The sequence below is a fragment of the Symmachiella dynata genome, assembly GCF_007747995.1.
Lineage (GTDB): Bacteria > Planctomycetota > Planctomycetia > Planctomycetales > Planctomycetaceae > Symmachiella > Symmachiella dynata.
On the sequence record NZ_CP036276.1, the window covers coordinates 5197370 to 5216077 of the forward strand.

Here is an 18708-nt window from a genome sequence, read left to right on the forward strand (position 1 = left end):
TGAGTCGTTGTATGTATCGCGACGCACCTTTCGATGTAGGACAATTCGTTATCACCACGAATCAACATGCTGCACATACATTCGACAAATGGGTAAGCAAAGTTCTTTCGCGATTCGTCATGCACAGCATGACCTACCTGCTCGTACCGCGTTAAAACTCGATTTCGAGCGTGCTCGTATCGTCTGCGGCCACCGACTTGACGCCCGTCAATTCCTGCCGCTGGTCTCCTTCACCGACGCGAATCGTATACACGCCTTCCTTGAAGACTCCCGGGCGAAATTTTGTGCCATGGATGCGGAGCGTGTAGACGACTTCGTCCAATGCTTCGTCAACGACCTGCACCACCGGGTTCTCTTGGCCGCTGATGTTCAGCGTCGGGAGATACGCGAGCGGCTGGCGGTGATAGTTGTCTTGTTGAGTGATCGTGATCGGCCAACCGGGATGTTGCTTGGTGCCTGGTTCGGTCACATCCACATGCCGCGGCCAACATTCCATCACGATGTTCCGAGCAGGTTTTTGAAATCGCACGATGCCGTAACCGGCGGCGTTGTGGTTTTCCATCTTGGGATTGGCATAGGCCTGCATCGTGAGCTTGTTTCCCAACCCGTCGTAGTACCGCCCGGTGAAAGGGAGCGGATTGTCGGCCGGGTGATTTTCCGGTTTTTCCAGCGGCCACCACCAACGTCCATAAAAATTGACAATCGAGGGGACGCAAAACGACACGCCCGCATCTTCCCAGGAATTGATCCCGTGATGGATCACCGTCGCCAAGTGCTGATCACCAGCGATATGAAACGCAAAACTTCGTCGCATTTCCTCCAACGCTCGCGCGCGTCCTGCTTGCGGCCAGCCGTTGGAATCGAGATCGGCCAGCAACCGACCATTGTGACTACCATGAATGTGCGCGCCGCCGGCAAATATGGTTTGCGACAGTACCGCCTTCATCTCCGCACTACCCCACGACTGGCCCCACTCCCGCAAAAACTTCAACTGCCGGTCGCCCAACAACCGTGCTTCAGGAACATCGACTGAGGCGCGGTCGTAGCTGGGATTATTGATGTGGTCGGGACGCGGGCCTTGTTGCGGAATCAACCCCGCCGGTCCGGTCTTCCATTTGCGATCTTCGATGATGGCAAAATCGATGCCCCCCACGTTCAGCGATGTGTAATAGACCGTAATCCCCTGCCCGATCGGCGTCGCATCATACGGGTCGGGCAGATGGCTGGTTTGGGCCCGCTGCACCATGTTCACATACTCTGGCGACATGATATATCCACCATCCGCTCCGCCGCGGAGTTTCGACACCTTACCTGCTTCGCCCCACAGGTTCCCCTGCCCCACGTCGTGGTCGTCGGGGATCGTAATCGTCGGCCGGTCCTTGATGATCTCGCCAAACTGGCGGCCGAACAACAACCACGCCGCCGTGTGTGCGCGGTGGTCATAACTTTGATCGCCGGAGAAAAACAACAGGTCCGGATCCTGCGCTTTGACGTTCCGCACAATGTCTTCCCGCATGCCACGATCGCTGTTGGAATTGCCGGTGAAGGCGGCAACCACAATTTCGTCTTTGTCGCGGGGATCCTTACGAATGCGGCCTGCAAATTTCGCCCCGCCGGGATGCGTGACGCGATACTGGTGATCGCGGGAATGATCCCAATCTTCGATGCGAAACGTCGCCAACCAACCGGTCTCGTCGACGTTGGAGCGAGCAATCGTTTTCCAATTCGTGCCATCGTGAATCTGCAGCGTCACCTCGCGCGATTCGCCGTCACGGAGCGGATAAAGCTGCGCGGACAATTTGAGGATGTTGTCCTGCACCGTATACAGCGCAAAACAAATCGCCTCATCCCGCGGCACCTCGGGAATCGTTGGCTTGCCCCCTTTGCGATCAATCGTTATCGGCTCGGGAATGGAGTCCGAGGGGAACGCCGCAGTGGCCGTCGCCGTGATGGTGATCACTGTGGCGAATAAGGTGATGTATTTTCTGATGAGGCGTGAGTGGTTCATCGTGGCGCTCGTGTGGCTAGTGGTCGATGCTAACGGTTTGTGGTCATTGTACGAGGGTTGCGGTCGTTGTGCCAATACATCAGGCCGCACACCCATGAATGGATATTTTCTCCCTCTCCCTCTGGGAGAGGGCCGGGGTGAGGGGCAAGCCAAGTGTGACAAACCTTCACAGCAACCGCCAAGAATGCGAACGGCGAATCAATACCGCCATACAACCGTCAGCGAAGCCGCTACTTCGCCGCCACCTTCGGCAGCGCGTCGCACATTTGCAGCGCCAACAACGGATAGGCCGTTCCGCTGAACGTGATGAAATGCCATTTGTCGGTGTTCAGCGAACGGGTCCACCAGCGGCCCGATTCTCGCTGGTTGGCCAATAGCCAAGCGATGCCCTTTTGAATCCGCGGATCATCCGCTGCAAGGCCTGCTTCACGGAGTACGATGATTGCCAGGCCGGTTTGATGTCCGTCGCTGGGAGGATTGGCGAATTCCGGTTCGCTGCGGAGTTTCTCGGCGCGGTTGCCTTTGCCCCAACTCTCCGGAGCGGCGAACGTGCGAATCGACCAGCCACCATCCTCGCGTTGATGCGACAGTAACATTTCGATCAGCTCTTGTTTTTGCGTGGCATCGATCAGGTCCGGCATCCGTGTGGAGGCCCACAACAGTAACGCCTTGCCGTAATCGTGCGGCGGTGTTTCGCTGCGCAGAAACTTCTTGAGCTTGCTGATTCCCGTTTTCGCTTGTTCGTCCGGAGGATTTTTTAAATACCCAGGTGCCGTCGCCAGTGCCATGGCAGCGGCTGTGGCAACGTGGTAGGTGTCCGATTCATACGGCGGCCAGCAATCGGTATTTGCCCAGGTGCCGTTTTCGAGTTGAATTTCAAACAAAAACGAAAAGGCATCAATGGTCTCCGGCGACAACTGCCCCGTGATGTGTGCATCCCATTCCGCCAAGCCCCCGGCAGCGTAGACCACTTTGACAGGGTTCACGCCTTTAAGCAATGTTTCACGCCGCATCATCTTCAGGTCGATGATTTGCTCCAGCGCGAATTGTCGCAAGTTGTCATCCGGTTTTCCCAACGACGCGGAGAGTGCAGGCCGCGTGACCAAGTGCACCCCCGTTGTGTGGCAGGCGATGCACTTGCGTGTTCCGATCCAGGCCGCTGCGCTTTGCTGCAAATAGGTCGCCGCTTTGTCCGTCGAAAACGCCGCTGCAACCGGTTCGTCTGCCGAGGCCGCGGGAACCAGAATATCATCGTATTGGTACTGATAATCGGTCTGAGCAAGGGTCGTCGATGCTGACATCAGCACAACAACCACTGGTCCGGCAAAGGCAATAAAGCGGCTCGATATCATCGTCGATGCTCCGAAAGCTTTGGCACTTCCGCTGGTAGAATTCGCACCGCCAATGGACAATTCCACGCAAATCCCGACGGGATGGCTGTGCACAGAATTTTTCAACGTGGCAGGCGGAAATCGACGCTGCGGTCGTTTCACACGGGGTGGGTCAGTGGGTGGGAGCATCCATGCCTATGTAGTCCAGTGAGCGTCTAATCAGAATGGTACACTTTCGACACGTTGCAATCCAGCAAGCCAACTAAACAAAATCCATTTCGACACTGGATTTTAGGCAGTTTAACAGCACCCCTGTCGCCTCGCGCTGTCGCTCGCTGCGCGTCGAAGTCGCTAAGACAACCCGCTCGACGCTGGTGACCCGAACCGTCTGTGCTTGCCGCTGCGCCACGGCGACATAGACCACGCCATCGAGTTCCGCCGGTGCATCGGGCCCCAAGTGCCCGGTAATGGCGGCCGAAACGTCGGCCTCCACGGTGTTTTCCAACACACCGGCCGCCATTTGCCGCGCTACCGGTTCGCTGACCGCTGTAAACCGGGCCAAGTCCTCAGCTGATACTCTCAACCAGTCCTGCTTGGTTTGTTCACGATAGGTCACCGCTGAGCCGCACAAATACGCCGATATCCCCGGGACGGACGCCAACGTTGCCGCTGCCAATCCCGCGGTACAACTCTCAGCAAAGACCACCCGCAACTGCCGGTCGGCCAAAGTGCGGGCTAATGCTTGTGTGATTTCGTCCAGCGATTGCATACGATCCTCAATTCAAACGGCCCTGGGATTTTCAGCTTTTCGCATGATAACAGGTCATCCATACGACTGTCGTCGTCCAACACTTGACCGCGCCGCCGGAGCGACATACAAACAACTGCAGCGCTCGTCTCGAACCAGCGGCGGCATTTTATTACAAGGAGTCTCATCATCATGGCAATTGACCCGGCTGACTTGCGCGGCGTGCATTTGGTGCCGCTGACGGCATTTGATCAATCTGATCAAATCAACGAAACCCTGCAAGCGCAACATTCCCGCAATATGTACGACGCCGGTGTGCGTCTCTATTTGCCGGCAGCCGGCACCAGCGAATTTCAAAGTCTCTCGTTGGATGAAGTCGTCAAACTCGTGCAAATCACCCGCGAGAATACCGGGCCGGATGCACTGATCTTTGCGCCGGTGGGATTGCAACTACAGCACTCCATTGAAGTCGGCCGCCGCGCGCTGGAAGTCGGAGCGACAGGGATCATGTTCATGCCCTTCGTGCATCCCTATCTCAGCGACGAGGGTGCCCGCGATTATTATTTGCAGGTGATCCAAGCCACGCAATGCCCGACGTTGATCTACAAAAAAGCGGCCATCCCCAGTGACGCCCTGCTGTTGGAGTTATCCGACAACGAACACGTCGTCGGCATCAAGCATGCCACGAATGCGATGCACGAATTCCGCAAAGTGATCCAAGCCGACGGTGGACGCACGGAGTGGATTTGCGGTTCGGCGGAACGATTCGCGCCGTACTACATGTTGGCCGGCTCTCCAGGTTTTACCACCGGGGCGGGTAACTTGTGTCCCCATTTGAGTCTGGCCTGCCACGCAGCCTTTGCCGCTCAACAATGGGATGAAGGCATGCGACTGCAGTCGATCATTCAGCCCATCGAAGATTTCCGTGCCCGTAGCGGCGACAGTTACAACGTGAGCATGCTGAAGTACGCCATGAGCCTCATCGGCCCCGACTTCGGCCCCGCCCGCGCACCACAACGACAACTCACCGCGCAAGACCGCAGCGAAATCGATGCACTGATGCAACCGATTCTCGCCGCCGAAGCGGAAGTCAAAAACGAAGCCCAAAGCGTGGGTCTGTCGCGGTGAATGGAGGCTTGAGGCTTGGGGGGACAGGCTTGAGGGCAAGTAGACCGAAGGCTTTTGACCTTAGGCTGTCGGAGGGCATGGGAGATTATGTCTTGGCGAGTTGAGTCGTCTTGTTGGTCTCCAATGCGAGTCGTAGAATGGAGAGTACGACTGTTTCCCTCCTCGACTAAGTCGGATTCGCCATGGCCTCAGCTGCCGACAATTCCGCAAAAAACGGCCCCCTCTCGGATACGATTCCGCCGCTTGCTTCCGGTGATCGCCTGACGCGCCCCGAATTTGAACGCCGCTACGCTGCCGCGCGCAACGTACGGGCGGAGTTAGTAGAAGGGGTGGTCTACGTGCAAGCTGCGATTCGTCATCAACAACATGGGCAACCACATGCGCTCTTATCAGGGTGGTTGTCCTCTTATTTTATGGCCACACAGGGAACAGATGTCGGCGATGCCAGCACTTTGAGACTCGATGCGGACAACGAGCCGCAGCCCGATATCCTATTGCGCATCGATTCCGCATGTGGCGGCGCGTCGTCGATCGACGCGGAAGGCTACCTGACCGGGCCGCCGGAGTTGGTGGTGGAAATTGCGGCGAGCACGGCGAGTTATGACTTGCACGACAAACTCAACGCCTACCGCCGCAACGGGGTGCAGGAGTATCTGGTCTGGCGGGTTCTGGACGATGCCTTTGACTGGTTCGTGCTTCGCGAAGGACGCTACGAACGTTTACCGGTGACCGAAGCGGGTGTGATTCAGAGTGAACTCTTTCCCGGCCTGTGGTTGGACACCGCTGCACTGCTGCGTGGCGATTTAGCGGCGGCGATCGAGACGCTCAATCCGGGACTGGACTCCGCTGAGCATGCGGCGTTTTGCCAGCGGCTCGCGGAGTTGCGGACCAAAGAAAACAGCAAGGACGACCGATAACATTCGGCCGTCCTTGCTGCGTATCTTCAAGCGACATGCATCCGCGTTAGCGGGCCATCGCCAATTTTTCTTCCTTCTCCGCACGACGACGTTCCACCACTTCTTCTTGCACCGACTTCGGCGTTTGCTTGTAGTGTGAAAACTCCATGCTAAACGAGCCTTTGCCTTGCGTCATGCTCCGCAGTTCGTTGGCATAATCAAACATGCTAGCCAACGGAACCTCGGCCAAAATGAAGCAGCTTCCCGAACGGTCTTCGCTGGAGGTCATAATTCCCCGCAGGCCGGACAGATGTCCGACAACGGGTCCTTGGTACTCCGTGGGGATTTCGACGTCTAACTTCATGATCGGCTCTAACAATGCCATTTTGGAATTCTTCAGAGCATCTCGCATGCAGTTGAACGCCGCAATATTAAACGCCATGTCCGATGAGTCGACATCGTGGTAGCTACCATCTTGCAGCACCATCTGTACGCCCACCACTTCGCATTCGCACAGCGGTCCTTTGACCAATGCACGTTGAAAACCTTGGTTGACGGCCGGGATATATTCCTTGGGAATACGGCCACCGGTCACTTCATCAATAAACTCGTACGGCTCCGGGGCATCTTCCGGCAATGGAACCAGTTTGCCCACGATGTGTGCAAATTGTCCGGAACCACCCGTTTGCTTTTTATGCTTGTGATTGAACTCAACCGGCCTTGTCGGACTTTCTCGATAGGCCACCCGCGGCTCACCCACAAGGCATTCCACTTTGTATTCGCGGCGAATACGTTCGAGGTAAACCTCCAAGTGCAACTGGCCCATCCCTGCGATGATCGTTTGGGCCGATTCTTGGTCCGTTTCCACGCGGAACGTGGGATCTTCGCGGCGGAACCGCTGCAACGCCTTCGCCAGTTTGTCCGCACCGTCCCGCTTGATCGGTTCTACGGAAAGTCGAATGACCGGTTCGGGCACGAAAATGTTTTCCAACGCATAGTCGACACCGTCGCCGCAGAACGTATCACCCGACGCACAATCGACACCGATCACCGCGACAATATCGCCGGCTTCGGCCAAATCGACATCTTCGCGATCGTCAGCGTGCATCCGGACAATCCGGCCAAATCTCACGTTGTTCCCGGTCCGGGTGTTGCGGTAGGTTTGCCCTTTGACCAACGAACCTTGGTAGATTCGCATGTAGGTCAATTGACCGAACGTTTCGACAACCGTTTTGAAGGCCATCGCTACCAGCGGTTTTTCGGAATCCGATTCCAAGATGACCGACTCACCCTCTTCGCCTTCCTTGACGTTGGAAACATCCATCGCCGTGATTTCGCGATCCAACGGGCTGGGAAGATAATCATAAACAGCGTCGAGCAACGGCTGAACACCTTTGTTCTTAAATGCGGTCCCCATCATGACCGGCGTCAGATCTTGACGGAGGGTCACTTCGCGGATCAACGCTTTAATGGTGGCGACATCCACGTCGCCCTCTTCGAGCAACGTTTCCATCAACTCATCGCTGAACAGCGACAAAGTCTCCAGCATGTGTTCGCGATATTCGTTTGCCAAGTCGGCGACTTTCTCCGGGATCTCTTCGTAGCGAACAATCTCGCCGTCCGTGCCGTCGAAATAAATCGCCTTCATATTGACGAGATCAACGATGCCTTCGAGGTCCTGCTCTTTGCCGATCGGAATTTGCAAAGGCAGCGGGGTGCATCCCAACTTCTCTTCGATTTGCTGAATCACGCTGAACGGATCGGCACCGGTGCGGTCCATTTTGTTAATGAACGCAATCCGCGGGGTGTGATACCGTTTCATTTGGCGGTCCACGGTGAGCGACTGGCTTTGAACGCCACCCACAGCGCACAGCACGAGTATGGCCCCGTCAAGCACGCGCAACGAACGCTCGACTTCGACCGTGAAGTCCACGTGTCCCGGCGTATCGATGACGTTGATTGGATTCCCGTTCCACTCCACGCGTGTCGCGGCGGAGGTGATCGTAATCCCCCGTTCTTTTTCCAGTTCCATGTGGTCCATGGTCGCGCCGTCACCGCCACCTTTGACTTCATTCATGCGGTGGATACGGCCGCAATAAAACAACATCCGCTCGGTGAGCGTCGTCTTACCGGAGTCAATATGGGCCGAAATGCCGATGTTGCGAAGTTTTTCTAAGTTTTTCATGGAACGTTCTCAACGCATTCTCAAAGGAATGTACGTCGCGGTTTAAGTGAAACGGGCGTTCTCCGACGCTGGAGAATAGCGGACTCGATACGTAACGAACCCACCGCATGCTGCCCAAAAAAACTGGTTATTATCTCCTCAATCCTAAGGACTGAGGATGAATCTCCGATGAACCTTTTTCGCTGTGCCGGGATTTAGCCGCGTCAATTGATCCGCAAATCATACGTTGACCGGCCAGACTGGCGCCGCTCAACCATCTTATAGACACGCTTGTGCCCATTAAGTTCTGTCCCGCGACGGCTTAAAATGCCTAAAGGCAATTGCCACGTGCCGAGGTCGGGGTGCGGATCACTACGTGCTCTTCACGCGGAAGGGAAGGTCGTCGCCGACGTTCATGCCGATCACAAACGTCATCCGGCAATCTCCGCGCCAAGGAGGAAGGAACTGACGAATTCTATCTGCGATGCCGATCGTAGGGAAGAGAAACTTTCCCGCAAATCGGTCAAATTCCGCGAATTCCACAACCAAAAAGGTTCTCACCGCAGCTCGGTGGTCGTTTTTGGCCTTTGAAAAGTGCGAAAAACACGGGTGAGTTGCCATGGCTCCCCACCCGTGTGAATTCGATCAATTCGCGGCATTTTTTGCCCGTCACCCCTGCGAAACCGCAGCTTGGGCCGCTGCCAAACGGGCAATCGGCACGCGGAACGGCGAACAGCTGACGTAGTTCAACCCGATACTATGGCAGAACTTGACGCTGGCCGGGTCGCCGCCATGTTCGCCGCAAATCCCGATTTTGAGATCCTTGCGCGAGCTGCGGCCCCCTTCGACACCAATTTTCATCAAGCCCCCCACACCGTCGAAGTCGATCGTCTGGAACGGATCGTTGGGGACAATGTCGTGTTCGCGGTAGTAGCCAATAAATCCGCCGTAGTCGTCCCGGCTGATTCCCAGGGCGGTCTGCGTCAGGTCGTTGGTTCCGAAGCTGAAGAATTCCGCACCTGTGGCGATTTGATCGGCACAGACGGCGGCTCGTGGGACTTCGATCATCGTTCCAACCAGGTATTCGACCTTTTGGCCGGTTTCGGCCATCACGGCTTCGGCTTGTGCCCGCACGATCTTCTCTTGGTCCTTGAATTCGGCCAAGAATCCGACGAGCGGAATCATGATTTCCGGATGGACGTCAATGCCTTCTTTTTTCACCGCACAGGCGGCTTCCATGATGGCACGTGCTTGCATGGCTGTGATTTCCGGGTAAACGATGCCCAGGCGGCATCCCCGGTGACCCAGCATCGGGTTCGACTCATGCAGCCCTTCGACGCGGCGGTGGATCTCTTCTTCGGATTTGCCGGTCATCTTGGCCAATTGTCCAGCCAAGGCCGGGTCTTCTTCCAAATGCCGCTCTGAGAGGAATTCGTGCAGCGGCGGATCGAGCAAGCGAACCGTCACCGGCCGCCCTTCCATGGCCCGGAACAGCCCCTCGAAGTCGCTGCGTTGGTATGGCAACAACTTGTCGATCGCCTTTTGACGGACTTCCTTGGTCTCGGCGAGAATCATCTCCCGGATTTCATCGACATGGTGGAAGAACATGTGCTCGGTCCGGCACAGTCCAATTCCTTCGGCTCCGAAGGCAATCGCTTCGGCGGCTTGGTCCGGGCTGTCCGCGTTGGTGCGCACATTCAACGTGCGGTGCTCGTCGACCCACTCCATCAACTGAGCGTATCGCTTGTAGGTCTCTGATTTTTCCGGGTCACCCGCCTTGTGGATGACCACGTCCAAGACTTCGCTCGGTTTGGTCGTGACACTCCCTTCGAAGACTTCGCCGGTGAATCCGTCGATGCTGATGTAGTCCCCTTCATTGAAGGTCTTGTCTCCCACCGACATGGTTCCAGCTTGGTAGTCGATGTCCAATTCCGTGGCACCCACGATGCAGACCTTACCCATTTGCCGGCTCACCAGTGCGGCGTGGGAACTGGCTCCCCCGAAGGCGGTCAGAATGCCCTTGGCCGCTTGCATGCCCCGCAAGTCTTCTGGGCTGGTTTCGCGGCGGACAAGAATCAACTGCACGTCGTTGTCGGCATTGTATTGGGCTTCCGCATCTTCGGCGTGGAAGCAGATCTTGCCGTAGGTCGCACCGGGACCGGCGTTGATGCCTTTGGTCAGCAAGCGACCTTCAGCGTCTGCCGCTGCTTTGGCATCGGGATCGAAAATCGGCTGCAACAGTTGGTTGAGGTCGTCGGCCGGAATCCGCCGCGGATTCAGTGCTTCCTTCGGATCGATCAGGCCTTCATTCACCAAGTCGACCGCGATCCGCACAGCGGCAAAACCGGTCCGCTTGGCGTTACGTGTCTGCAGCATCCAGACTTTGCCATGTTGGACGGTGAACTCGATGTCCTGCACGTCTTTGTAGTGTTTCTCGAGGATTTTGCCGATTTCGTTCAACCGGTCAAAGGCCTCAGGCATATCGTCGTGCAGGCTTTCTTCGACCCGTTTGGTCGACCGGATTCCAGCCACCACGTCTTCGCCTTGAGCGTTGATCAGATAGTCGCCGCGGAATCCAGGATCTCCCAGCGAGCAGTCGCGGGTCAGCCCGACACCCGAAGCGCTGTCTTCGCTCAGGTTACCGAACACCATCGCCTGCACGTTGACGGCTGTGCCCCATTCGTGCGGAATACCGTATTGGCGGCGATAGACCATCGCCCGGTCATTCATCCAACTGGAGAAGACAGCTCCGATGGCGCCCCACAGTTGGTCGAGCGGTTCATCCGGAAAGTCGTTTCCGGTTCGCTCTTTGATGGCCGCTTTGAATTCCTTAACCAATTCCTTCAAGCCCGCAGCGCTCAAACCGGAATCAAACTCGACCCCTTCGGCCTCTTTTTTGGCTTCCAGCAGGTGTTCGAACGGGTCGATTTCCTTTTTGTCCAGCGTCTTCATTTCCAAGACGACGTCGCCGTACATTTGCACAAAGCGGCGATAGCTGTCCCAGGCGAATTGTTCGTTGCCCGACTTTTTGGCCAAGGCGGCAACGGTCGTGTCGTTCAGTCCGATATTGAGCACCGTGTCCATCATGCCCGGCATCGATTCGCGGGCACCACTACGGCAGGAAAGCAGCAAGGGATTTTCGGTGCAGCCGAATTTGGCCCCCATGGCTTTTTCAATTTTCTCCAGAGCAGCAGCCACATCATCGCGCAGTTGTTCGGGATAGGTTTCGCCGTTGTCGTAGTAGTAAGTACAGACACCGGTCGAGATTGTGAATCCAGCCGGAACCGGCAGACCGATGCTGGTCATTTCGGCCAAGTTGGCACCTTTGCCACCCAACTCATTTTTCATGGTGGCGCCGCCATCGGCTTTACCGTCACCAAACGAAAACACGTATTTCGTCGCTGTTGCAGTCGTCATTCCAAACGTTCCTTGATATGGCTCCGCGCGATTCTAATCTGAGCGGAACGAAAATAGAGGTTGTTAGTGATTCCGTCGGCGTCTCTGTCCCCACGCGAATCCCGGTGGGCGCAAGCCCTTATTGGGGGACGAGTACCGGTCAAAGGCCCTCGCACAACCCGCACGCTCACCTGGTTCGTCGGCAGGTCGTGGGTTGCGCGAAAAAGGTCCTGTCTGCAGCCGTTCTGGTTGAAACCGGACCTCCGGCGCAATTTCCCCTGAAGCAGACAGAAACCTATCATCGCCGCCGCCGACCGTCAACCCACCCGCCCCGACCCGATGGCTCCGAAACCCTCGGCTCACAGCCGGAATTTCTTTCCTGTACCAACCAGTGTCACGCCCGATTGGTTGTCATCACTGGCAAGAAAATACCCCGTCAGGGTGAAAAATCGGACGAACGATCCAAATCGCCGCACATGTTCTGCTATTTTTCGGGATGACATGTCCACGGAGTTGGGTACAATAATGGTGAGTGAACCGGTGTCAAAAGCGATTTGGCGGGTGGTACGAAACATTTTCAGGCGAGAACGGGCGACACCCGATTAACGACTCTGGATGAGAGTTGTCAATTTCGGCGACGCAGGTGGTGCAATGGACCAGAACACGGTCGGCAGGCCCATGGAAATCCTCTTGGTGGAGGACAGCCTCACCTTTGCGCGGATTGCGTTCGGCGCACTGAAAAAAGGGGCCGTTCAACACCGACTCACCTGGGTGACCGACGGCGAAGAGGCGATCGAATTCCTCTACCAACGCGGCAAGTTCTCCCGCGCTCCCCGCCCCGACTTGATTCTGCTTGATCTCGGCTTGCCCAAAAAAGACGGCCGCGAGGTCCTGACGGAGATCAAACATGACGAGGAATTGAAACAGATCCCCGTCGTGGTCATGACCGCCTCGACCAACGCCATCGACATCCAACGCAGCGAAGAACTGCAAGTTCAGAGCTACATGACCAAACCGCTGAATCTGAAAAAGTTCCGAAAACTGGTCAAGGAACTCGCCCGCTATTGGCAGAAAGACATGATTCTGCCGGCTGAGCCTGCCGTTGACTGACGCTACTTTGTCGTTTCAGCCTGTTTGCTGACCGAGACCTGCCACGGCCCACGGACCGCTTCACGTTTTCCAACGCGCACCAAGTCGAGTGTCAACCGCGCGTCCCCGGCGGTCAGCTCCACGTCACGAAACGTGTGCTCCGTGGAATCCGCCGCCACATCGGCCGTTAAGGTTTTGCCCCCCATTTTTAACGACAACGTCTCTTTATATGCACGCGGCTTATAGGTCACGGTCACGTCGTAACGCCCTGCTGTCGCTACGAACAATTCCCAGTAGCCGCGTGAATCGGGTTGCCAACCGCTGTCACGACTGGTGCGCCGCCAATCTTGGCGGGTGAGGACCACTGGGTTTTCGTGCGGCGTACCGAGATAAATGCGCGGCGGAGCATAGTTGTCCTCACGCGTGCTACTAACATCGTCGAACCAGGTTTCATATGCCTGCCGCATTTGCTTGGCGACATCAGCCTGCTCGGCAACAACGTTGTGCATTTGCAGTGGATCGGCCGTCATGTCATACAATTCAAACTTCGGAGGCCGCGGCAATTTTTCGCGGCCGAAACCAGAATCGTTTAATAGCGTCCAATCTTGATTGATGGCGACAAAATTATGAAAGCGGACCGGGACATCCCCGCGATGTGCCTGAATATAAATCGTGCGATCAGGCCAATCGTCTGCTTTGCCTTCCAACAACGGCAAAACGCTCCGCCCATCCAGTTGGACTCCCTCGGGCACCGGGACCTCACAGGCGTCCAGCAACGTTGGTAACACATCGATATGTGCCGCAATGCGGTCGGAGCTTTGCCCCGCTTTCAACCGCGCCGGCCAATGCACATAAAACGGCGAGCGGACGCCCCCTTCATGGACGCGTGATTTCATGCCCCGCATCCCAGCGACATAACGCATGCCGTTGGGGCCGTTGTCGACCATGAAAATCACCACTGTATTGTCGGTGATCTTGAGCGCGTCCAGTTTTTCAAACAAGCGGCCAACATTCGCATCGACATTGCTGATCATCGCAAATATCCGCGCTCGTTTGTCTTGGTTCGCTTTTTTCGGCAAACGGTGTCCCGTCTCCTGCGGAAATTGGTCGTTCCCTAGGTCGACTTTCTTGTACTGCGCGTACTCCGTTTCCGGGACGTCATCAAACGGTCCGTGGGGTGCGTTGGTCGGAATGTAAGCGAAAAACGGAGTACGGGAATCATGTTGCGTCTCGATCCAATTCATTGCTGCGTCGAAATAGAGGTCGGTGCAATACCCTGTTTGCGGCGCCTCTTGGCCGTTGTGAAACAGTATCGGATCGGTGTATTTGCCTTCGCCGCCTGGGGGATCAGAGGGTTGCCCAATCCCACCGCCACGGATCACGAATGATTCCTGAAATCCCTGGTCCATCGCGCGGATCGGATAGTTGTCTCCCAAATGCCATTTGCCGAAGATGCCTGTCGCGTATCCGGCGGCGCCGAGCATTTCGGCAATCGTCACCTCATCGGTCTCCATCATCGCCCGCCCAATGTAAGTATCGATCGCCCGCGTGCGGTAGTTGTAGCGGCCCGTCATCAAGCAGGCTCGCGTTGGGGCGCAGACCGGCGAGACATAAAACCGCTCCATCTGCGCACTGCGTTTGGCCATCGCATCGATATTCGGCGTGCGAATCAACGGATTGCCCGTTGCCCCCAAGTCGCCGTACCCCTGATCGTCGGTCATGATCAGAATCACATTCGGCCGATCCGCCGCCGCAACGGTCGCCGCATCCACGAATCCAACCAGACCGCACAACCCGACCAAGATTAGGAACGCTCTCATACCAGATACTCTCCAGTGACATAGTGCCGGTTTTACCGGCCGTTACGAATTGGACTTCATATGAACACGGTTTCGTCCGGCACAGCCGGAGCTTCGGATTCGACGAACATCGACAGTATTTACGTTACACGGAAACCGACGCTGAGGGGAGTCTCCACCGCAATTCGATCCCGTATCCCTGCAGGCCCAGCGGATGTTATTGGTATTTGAAACAGCGTCACCGGCATGAGCCCATTGATGTGCTAGAATTGGGCGAAATCCGCTCCCCACTCCGAGAATGCCACGCCATGTCCACTCCTGACGAAAACAGGGATCTTGCCCCCTCTGCTTCCGGCTCCAGTCCGATTTTGGCGTATGTGCTCCCGTTTGTGCTGTTCATGGTACTCGGTGCCGCGGAGGGTTGGGAACCGCTCAAACCGTATTATCCATTCGTTTACACCGCCAAGATCGCCATCGTACTGGGCTGTTGGTGCTATTTCCGTCGTCGCTACCCTGCCCCTTCGACCGCCGGCCTTGGCTGGGGCATCCTGGCGGGCATTGTTGGTGTTATTGTTTGGATTGGGCTGTGGAACCTCAATCTTGAACGACATATTGCTGACATCCTGCCGAGTTGGCTGTATTCCGCTGAGCGCATCGGCTACGACCCGTTCACGGCTATTACCTCGACCGGCGGCGCCTGGGCGTTCATCGCTGTCCGTCTGTGCGGCTTGGCGCTGGTCGTGCCGTTGATGGAAGAGGTTTTCTGGCGCGGGTTTTTGATTCGGTATCTGGTCAAAGATGACTTCGAATCGGTCCCGGTCGGCACGTTCACCCCTTGGAGTTTTTCCGCCGTGGTCGTGCTCTTTACATTAGCGCACCCGGAACTCCTAGCCGCCGCCATTTGGTGCGCCGGCATCAACTGGGTGTTGTACCGGACTAAAAACCTCTGGGCCTGTATCACTGCGCATGCGGTGACGAATCTGTTGCTCGGGGTCTATATCCTCGCCACTGGCTCCTGGGCGCTCTGGTAATCCGATCGCTGCGGTCTACTGGTTTCTCGATCAAGCACCAGGCTGTGGTCGGCACAACCGGCACACTCCCCCCCACCCCTCCTTGGTGGCCACGTTGCGAAACGGCATCACGCGTTTTCCCGACGCAACGTGATATTGCAAAGTAGAGTTGAATGTCTGAACGCAGAAGCTCCGAATAATGAGGAATCTAGAGATGGCGAATACCGATTTTGCATTGGATCAAAAAACCGAAACTCCCGGCTTGGAATACCTACGCTGGATGCAAGAGGCGACCGTGCAAGGCAAAGGCCTGGGTGGACTGGTTCGCGAAATCGCCGGCCTGATGTGGGGACCGGGCAAGTTGCAGCCGAACGAATACTTTATGTACAAGCTCTACGACGATCAGCGTTATGGGGCCGATGTCAAAAAAACCTTCTTGGGCGCTCAGCGGCACCACGAATTGCTCGCCGCTCTCGACATGCCCTGGCCCAAAATCGCCAACGACAAGCCGACTTTAACGGCGCTGTTGCGGGGCCACGAATTGCCGATCCCCGAAACACAAGCCATGCGGCACGCCGCTCGGACTTTTCCGGGAGCGAAACCGCTGTTCAGTCGTGAAGACGTACTGCGATTTCTCCGCGAAGAAGCCAACTATCCACTGTTCACAAAACCAACCGCCGGTGCCTGTAGTTTGGGCGTGGCCAATATCGAATCCTACGACGCCGACGCTGATTGCCTGTTGACCAGCGACGGACGGCAGGTCTCGGTCGAAGATTTCGCCGATCAAGCTGAACAATTCGCGGCCGATGGCTACTTGTTCCAATCACGACTCACGCCACACCCTCAGATGGCCGACATCGTCGGAAACCGCATCAGCACGGTGCGTATGTTCGTGCTGGTGGACGAGCAAGGTCCGGTGTTGTTGCGAGCTGCTTGGAAAATCCCGGGCGCCGAAACAGTGGCCGACAACTTTTGGCGCGCCGGCAACATGCTGGGTGGCGTCGATGTCGAGACGGGCGACGTCACGCGGGTGTTGATGCGAACGGCTGAAGGCACCGAACCAGTCGAGGAACATCCGGTGACCGGCACCAAATTCGACGGTCTGACATTCCCCGAATGGGATGCGATGAAAGATCTCGTCATGCGAGGCGCAGCGGCGGTTCCCTCGTGCCACCTGCAAGGTTGGGATGTGGCGCTGACCGATCAAGGCCCCGTGCTGATTGAACTGGAAGGCGACGGCGGCGATTCGATCATGGAACAACTCTGTTTCGATACCGGATTGCTGCAAGGCCGTTACTTGGACTTCCTGAACAAGGCCATGCTGCAACGCAAAGAAAACGCCAAGTCCGCCAAACGCCGCTCACGCAAAAAGCTGTGGGCCAATCTCTCGCAGTTGAACATGAACGCACAACGCAGCGGCGAAACGGAGAGTGAACCGACCACGACGCACAGTGCGTGAAACCACGGAAACCAACCGCGACTGGAAACGGACGTCTTACTTAGATTTGCATTGCACCAAAGAAGTACTCATGCATCCGAATACCAAAGCGCCGCTGGAAGAGCTTCTGGTTTCCGGCGGCGACAACCGTCTCAACCTGCTGGGCGGGGAACGGCTCAATAAATATGGATGCGGACCGCAACCACGGTCCGTCGTTCCATTTGGATCGTGCACGAGTTCTTCCACTTCGCTCCGCGGATACGCGAAAGCGATGCGGACATTGCGTATCCTGCAGGGACAAGATGATTTCGACACGGCTGTCGCCCAGTGCGCACAATCGATCCGCACACGGCTTGCTGAATTGCTTGAGTTGAACGCCGACGTCGACATTGCATTGGCCCCTTCGGGCACCGATGTCGAGTTTCTCGCTGTCGCATTGGCGGGTGGCAATTCCAAGAAACAGATCGTCAACATCGTTGTTGGCCCGGGCGAAGTCGGCAGCGGAACACCGTTGGCCGCCGGATGTTGTCACTATGACAATCAAACGCCCAACGGCCGCAGCAAGACACGCGGAACGCCGATTGACGCCGAACTCGCGTCGCGGGTCACCGTAAAAACCGTCGACATTCGCGGCGCCGGCGGACGACAGTTGGAAGAATCAGAAATCAACGCCGAAGTCACCCAACTGGTCGTCGATTCCAGCAACGATGATACGGTCGTGCTCTTGCACATTGTTGCCCACAGTAAAACCGGTGTCTTCGCCCCCAGCTTCGCCTGCGTCGAACGGTTGCGAGCGGCCTTTCCCGACTTAGTGGTCGTCATCGATGCCGCTCAAGGACGCATCAGCCGCGCGGGATTACGCGACGCGTTGGACCGCGGCTATTTGGTGATTTTTACGGGATCCAAATTCTACGGCGGCCCCCCCTTCTCCGGGGCGCTGCTCATCCCACACACGTTCGACGAAACCATCCAATCACTCGGCCAACTTCCGCAGGGATTCGGCGATTATTTTTCCGCCGCTGAAATGCCCGAACGTTGGACCGCTATCCGCAACGCGCTGCCTAAGAAATCCAACCTCGGCATCGTGCTCCGCTGGACAGCCGCGCTGGCGGAGATCGATGCCTACTACGCCGTGCCGGAATTGACGCGGGACTGGGTGCTGAACTGCTTCGAAACCCAGGCCCCTCAGATCCTCGGTGCGTCCTCCGTATTTAAACTACTGCCAACCACTCCGGCACCGCACGACGAAGAAGTCGACCGTCCACTCGAAGCGCGAACAACCGTTGTCGGCTTTTGGATCACTCCGCCGGGTGAACGAAATGCTCTAGAGAAAACGGACCTCGCACGGCTACATCACAACTTGAATCGCGACATCTCCCTTCTGTATCCCGACTGGGATACGGAGGTTACTTCGCAATGTTTCCATATCGGACAACCGGTCAACCTCGGTACTGCCGGATATATACTACGGGTCGCGATTGGTGGAGAGTTGGTCGTCCGTGTGGCGACCGACGCACGCTTGGGACGTACTTTCGACCAACGCTTGACTTGGTTGCAGCAGCAAATTATGAATCTGCGACGCAAGGTGGAATGCCTTGTTGGAGTGGAAGCTGACGCCGATTCGGTGATTTTCAATCCTGGCGTGGAGTTACCGCTCAAACTGCCTGCCGCCAACTTAAAATGAGTGCCTGAGTATTTGAA

At 56.6% G+C, this 18708-nt stretch carries 12 protein-coding genes; 6 read left to right on the plus strand and 6 right to left on the minus strand.

Translation table 11 applies throughout. The annotated features are described in order from the left end of the window. Positions 1-151: 151 nt before the first annotated feature. The 3 genes from Mal52_RS19700 to Mal52_RS19710 form a co-directional block, all read right to left on the minus strand. On the minus strand, positions 152-2008 hold the full coding sequence (locus Mal52_RS19700; protein ID WP_145378218.1) for a hypothetical protein: 1857 nt from the start codon (positions 2006-2008) through the stop codon (positions 152-154). 230 nt (positions 2009-2238) lie between these two features. Then, positions 2239-3426: a prenyltransferase/squalene oxidase repeat-containing protein gene (locus Mal52_RS19705; RefSeq protein ID WP_197534342.1), complete on the minus strand. Its 1188-nt coding sequence runs from the start codon at positions 3424-3426 to the stop codon at positions 2239-2241. A 175-nt stretch (positions 3427-3601) separates the two neighbouring features. Further along, positions 3602-4108 carry a CinA family protein gene (locus Mal52_RS19710; protein WP_145378222.1) on the minus strand — a complete coding sequence of 169 codons (507 nt, stop codon included), beginning with the start codon at positions 4106-4108 and terminating at the stop codon, positions 3602-3604. A gap of 171 nt (positions 4109-4279) precedes the next feature. Between Mal52_RS19710 and Mal52_RS19715 the strand changes: the two genes are divergently transcribed. Next, positions 4280-5215 (plus strand): dihydrodipicolinate synthase family protein, encoded by a 936-nt coding sequence (locus tag Mal52_RS19715; protein WP_145378224.1) that lies wholly within the window; start codon positions 4280-4282, stop codon positions 5213-5215. A 182-nt stretch (positions 5216-5397) separates the two neighbouring features. Then, positions 5398-6132, plus strand: coding sequence for a Uma2 family endonuclease (locus Mal52_RS19720; RefSeq protein ID WP_145378226.1), 735 nt, complete (start codon positions 5398-5400; stop codon positions 6130-6132). Positions 6133-6178: 46 nt separating this feature from the next. Here Mal52_RS19720 and fusA read toward each other — a convergent pair whose 3' ends face one another. Both fusA and ppdK read right to left on the minus strand, forming a co-directional pair. After that, the gene (gene fusA / locus Mal52_RS19725; RefSeq protein WP_145378227.1) at positions 6179-8296 is read right to left on the minus strand and encodes an elongation factor G; all 2118 of its coding nucleotides are present in this window, start codon (positions 8294-8296) and stop codon (positions 6179-6181) included. Positions 8297-8944: 648 nt separating this feature from the next. Beyond that, positions 8945-11692 carry a pyruvate, phosphate dikinase gene (gene ppdK, locus Mal52_RS19730; protein WP_145378229.1) on the minus strand — a complete coding sequence of 916 codons (2748 nt, stop codon included), beginning with the start codon at positions 11690-11692 and terminating at the stop codon, positions 8945-8947. A gap of 594 nt (positions 11693-12286) precedes the next feature. Between ppdK and Mal52_RS19735 the strand changes: the two genes are divergently transcribed. Next, complete coding sequence (locus tag Mal52_RS19735) at positions 12287-12781, plus strand: response regulator (protein ID WP_231961921.1); 495 nt, start codon at positions 12287-12289, stop codon at positions 12779-12781. A gap of 2 nt (positions 12782-12783) precedes the next feature. Here Mal52_RS19735 and Mal52_RS19740 read toward each other — a convergent pair whose 3' ends face one another. Then, positions 12784-14580 (minus strand): arylsulfatase, encoded by a 1797-nt coding sequence (locus Mal52_RS19740; RefSeq protein ID WP_145378231.1) that lies wholly within the window; start codon positions 14578-14580, stop codon positions 12784-12786. A gap of 287 nt (positions 14581-14867) precedes the next feature. On the opposite strand from Mal52_RS19740, the gene Mal52_RS19745 reads away from it, so the two are divergent. The 3 genes from Mal52_RS19745 to Mal52_RS19755 all read left to right on the plus strand — a co-directional run bounded on the left by Mal52_RS19745 (position 14868) and on the right by Mal52_RS19755 (position 18691). Further along, complete coding sequence (locus Mal52_RS19745; RefSeq protein WP_145378233.1) at positions 14868-15590, plus strand: CAAX prenyl protease-related protein; 723 nt, start codon at positions 14868-14870, stop codon at positions 15588-15590. 193 nt (positions 15591-15783) lie between these two features. Beyond that, positions 15784-17028: a sugar-transfer associated ATP-grasp domain-containing protein gene (locus Mal52_RS19750; protein ID WP_197534343.1), complete on the plus strand. Its 1245-nt coding sequence runs from the start codon at positions 15784-15786 to the stop codon at positions 17026-17028. Next, positions 17000-18691 carry a hypothetical protein gene (locus Mal52_RS19755; protein ID WP_145378237.1) on the plus strand — a complete coding sequence of 564 codons (1692 nt, stop codon included), beginning with the start codon at positions 17000-17002 and terminating at the stop codon, positions 18689-18691. The genes Mal52_RS19750 and Mal52_RS19755 overlap by 29 nt, the downstream gene beginning before the upstream one ends. The last annotated feature ends 17 nt before the right edge of the window (positions 18692-18708 follow it).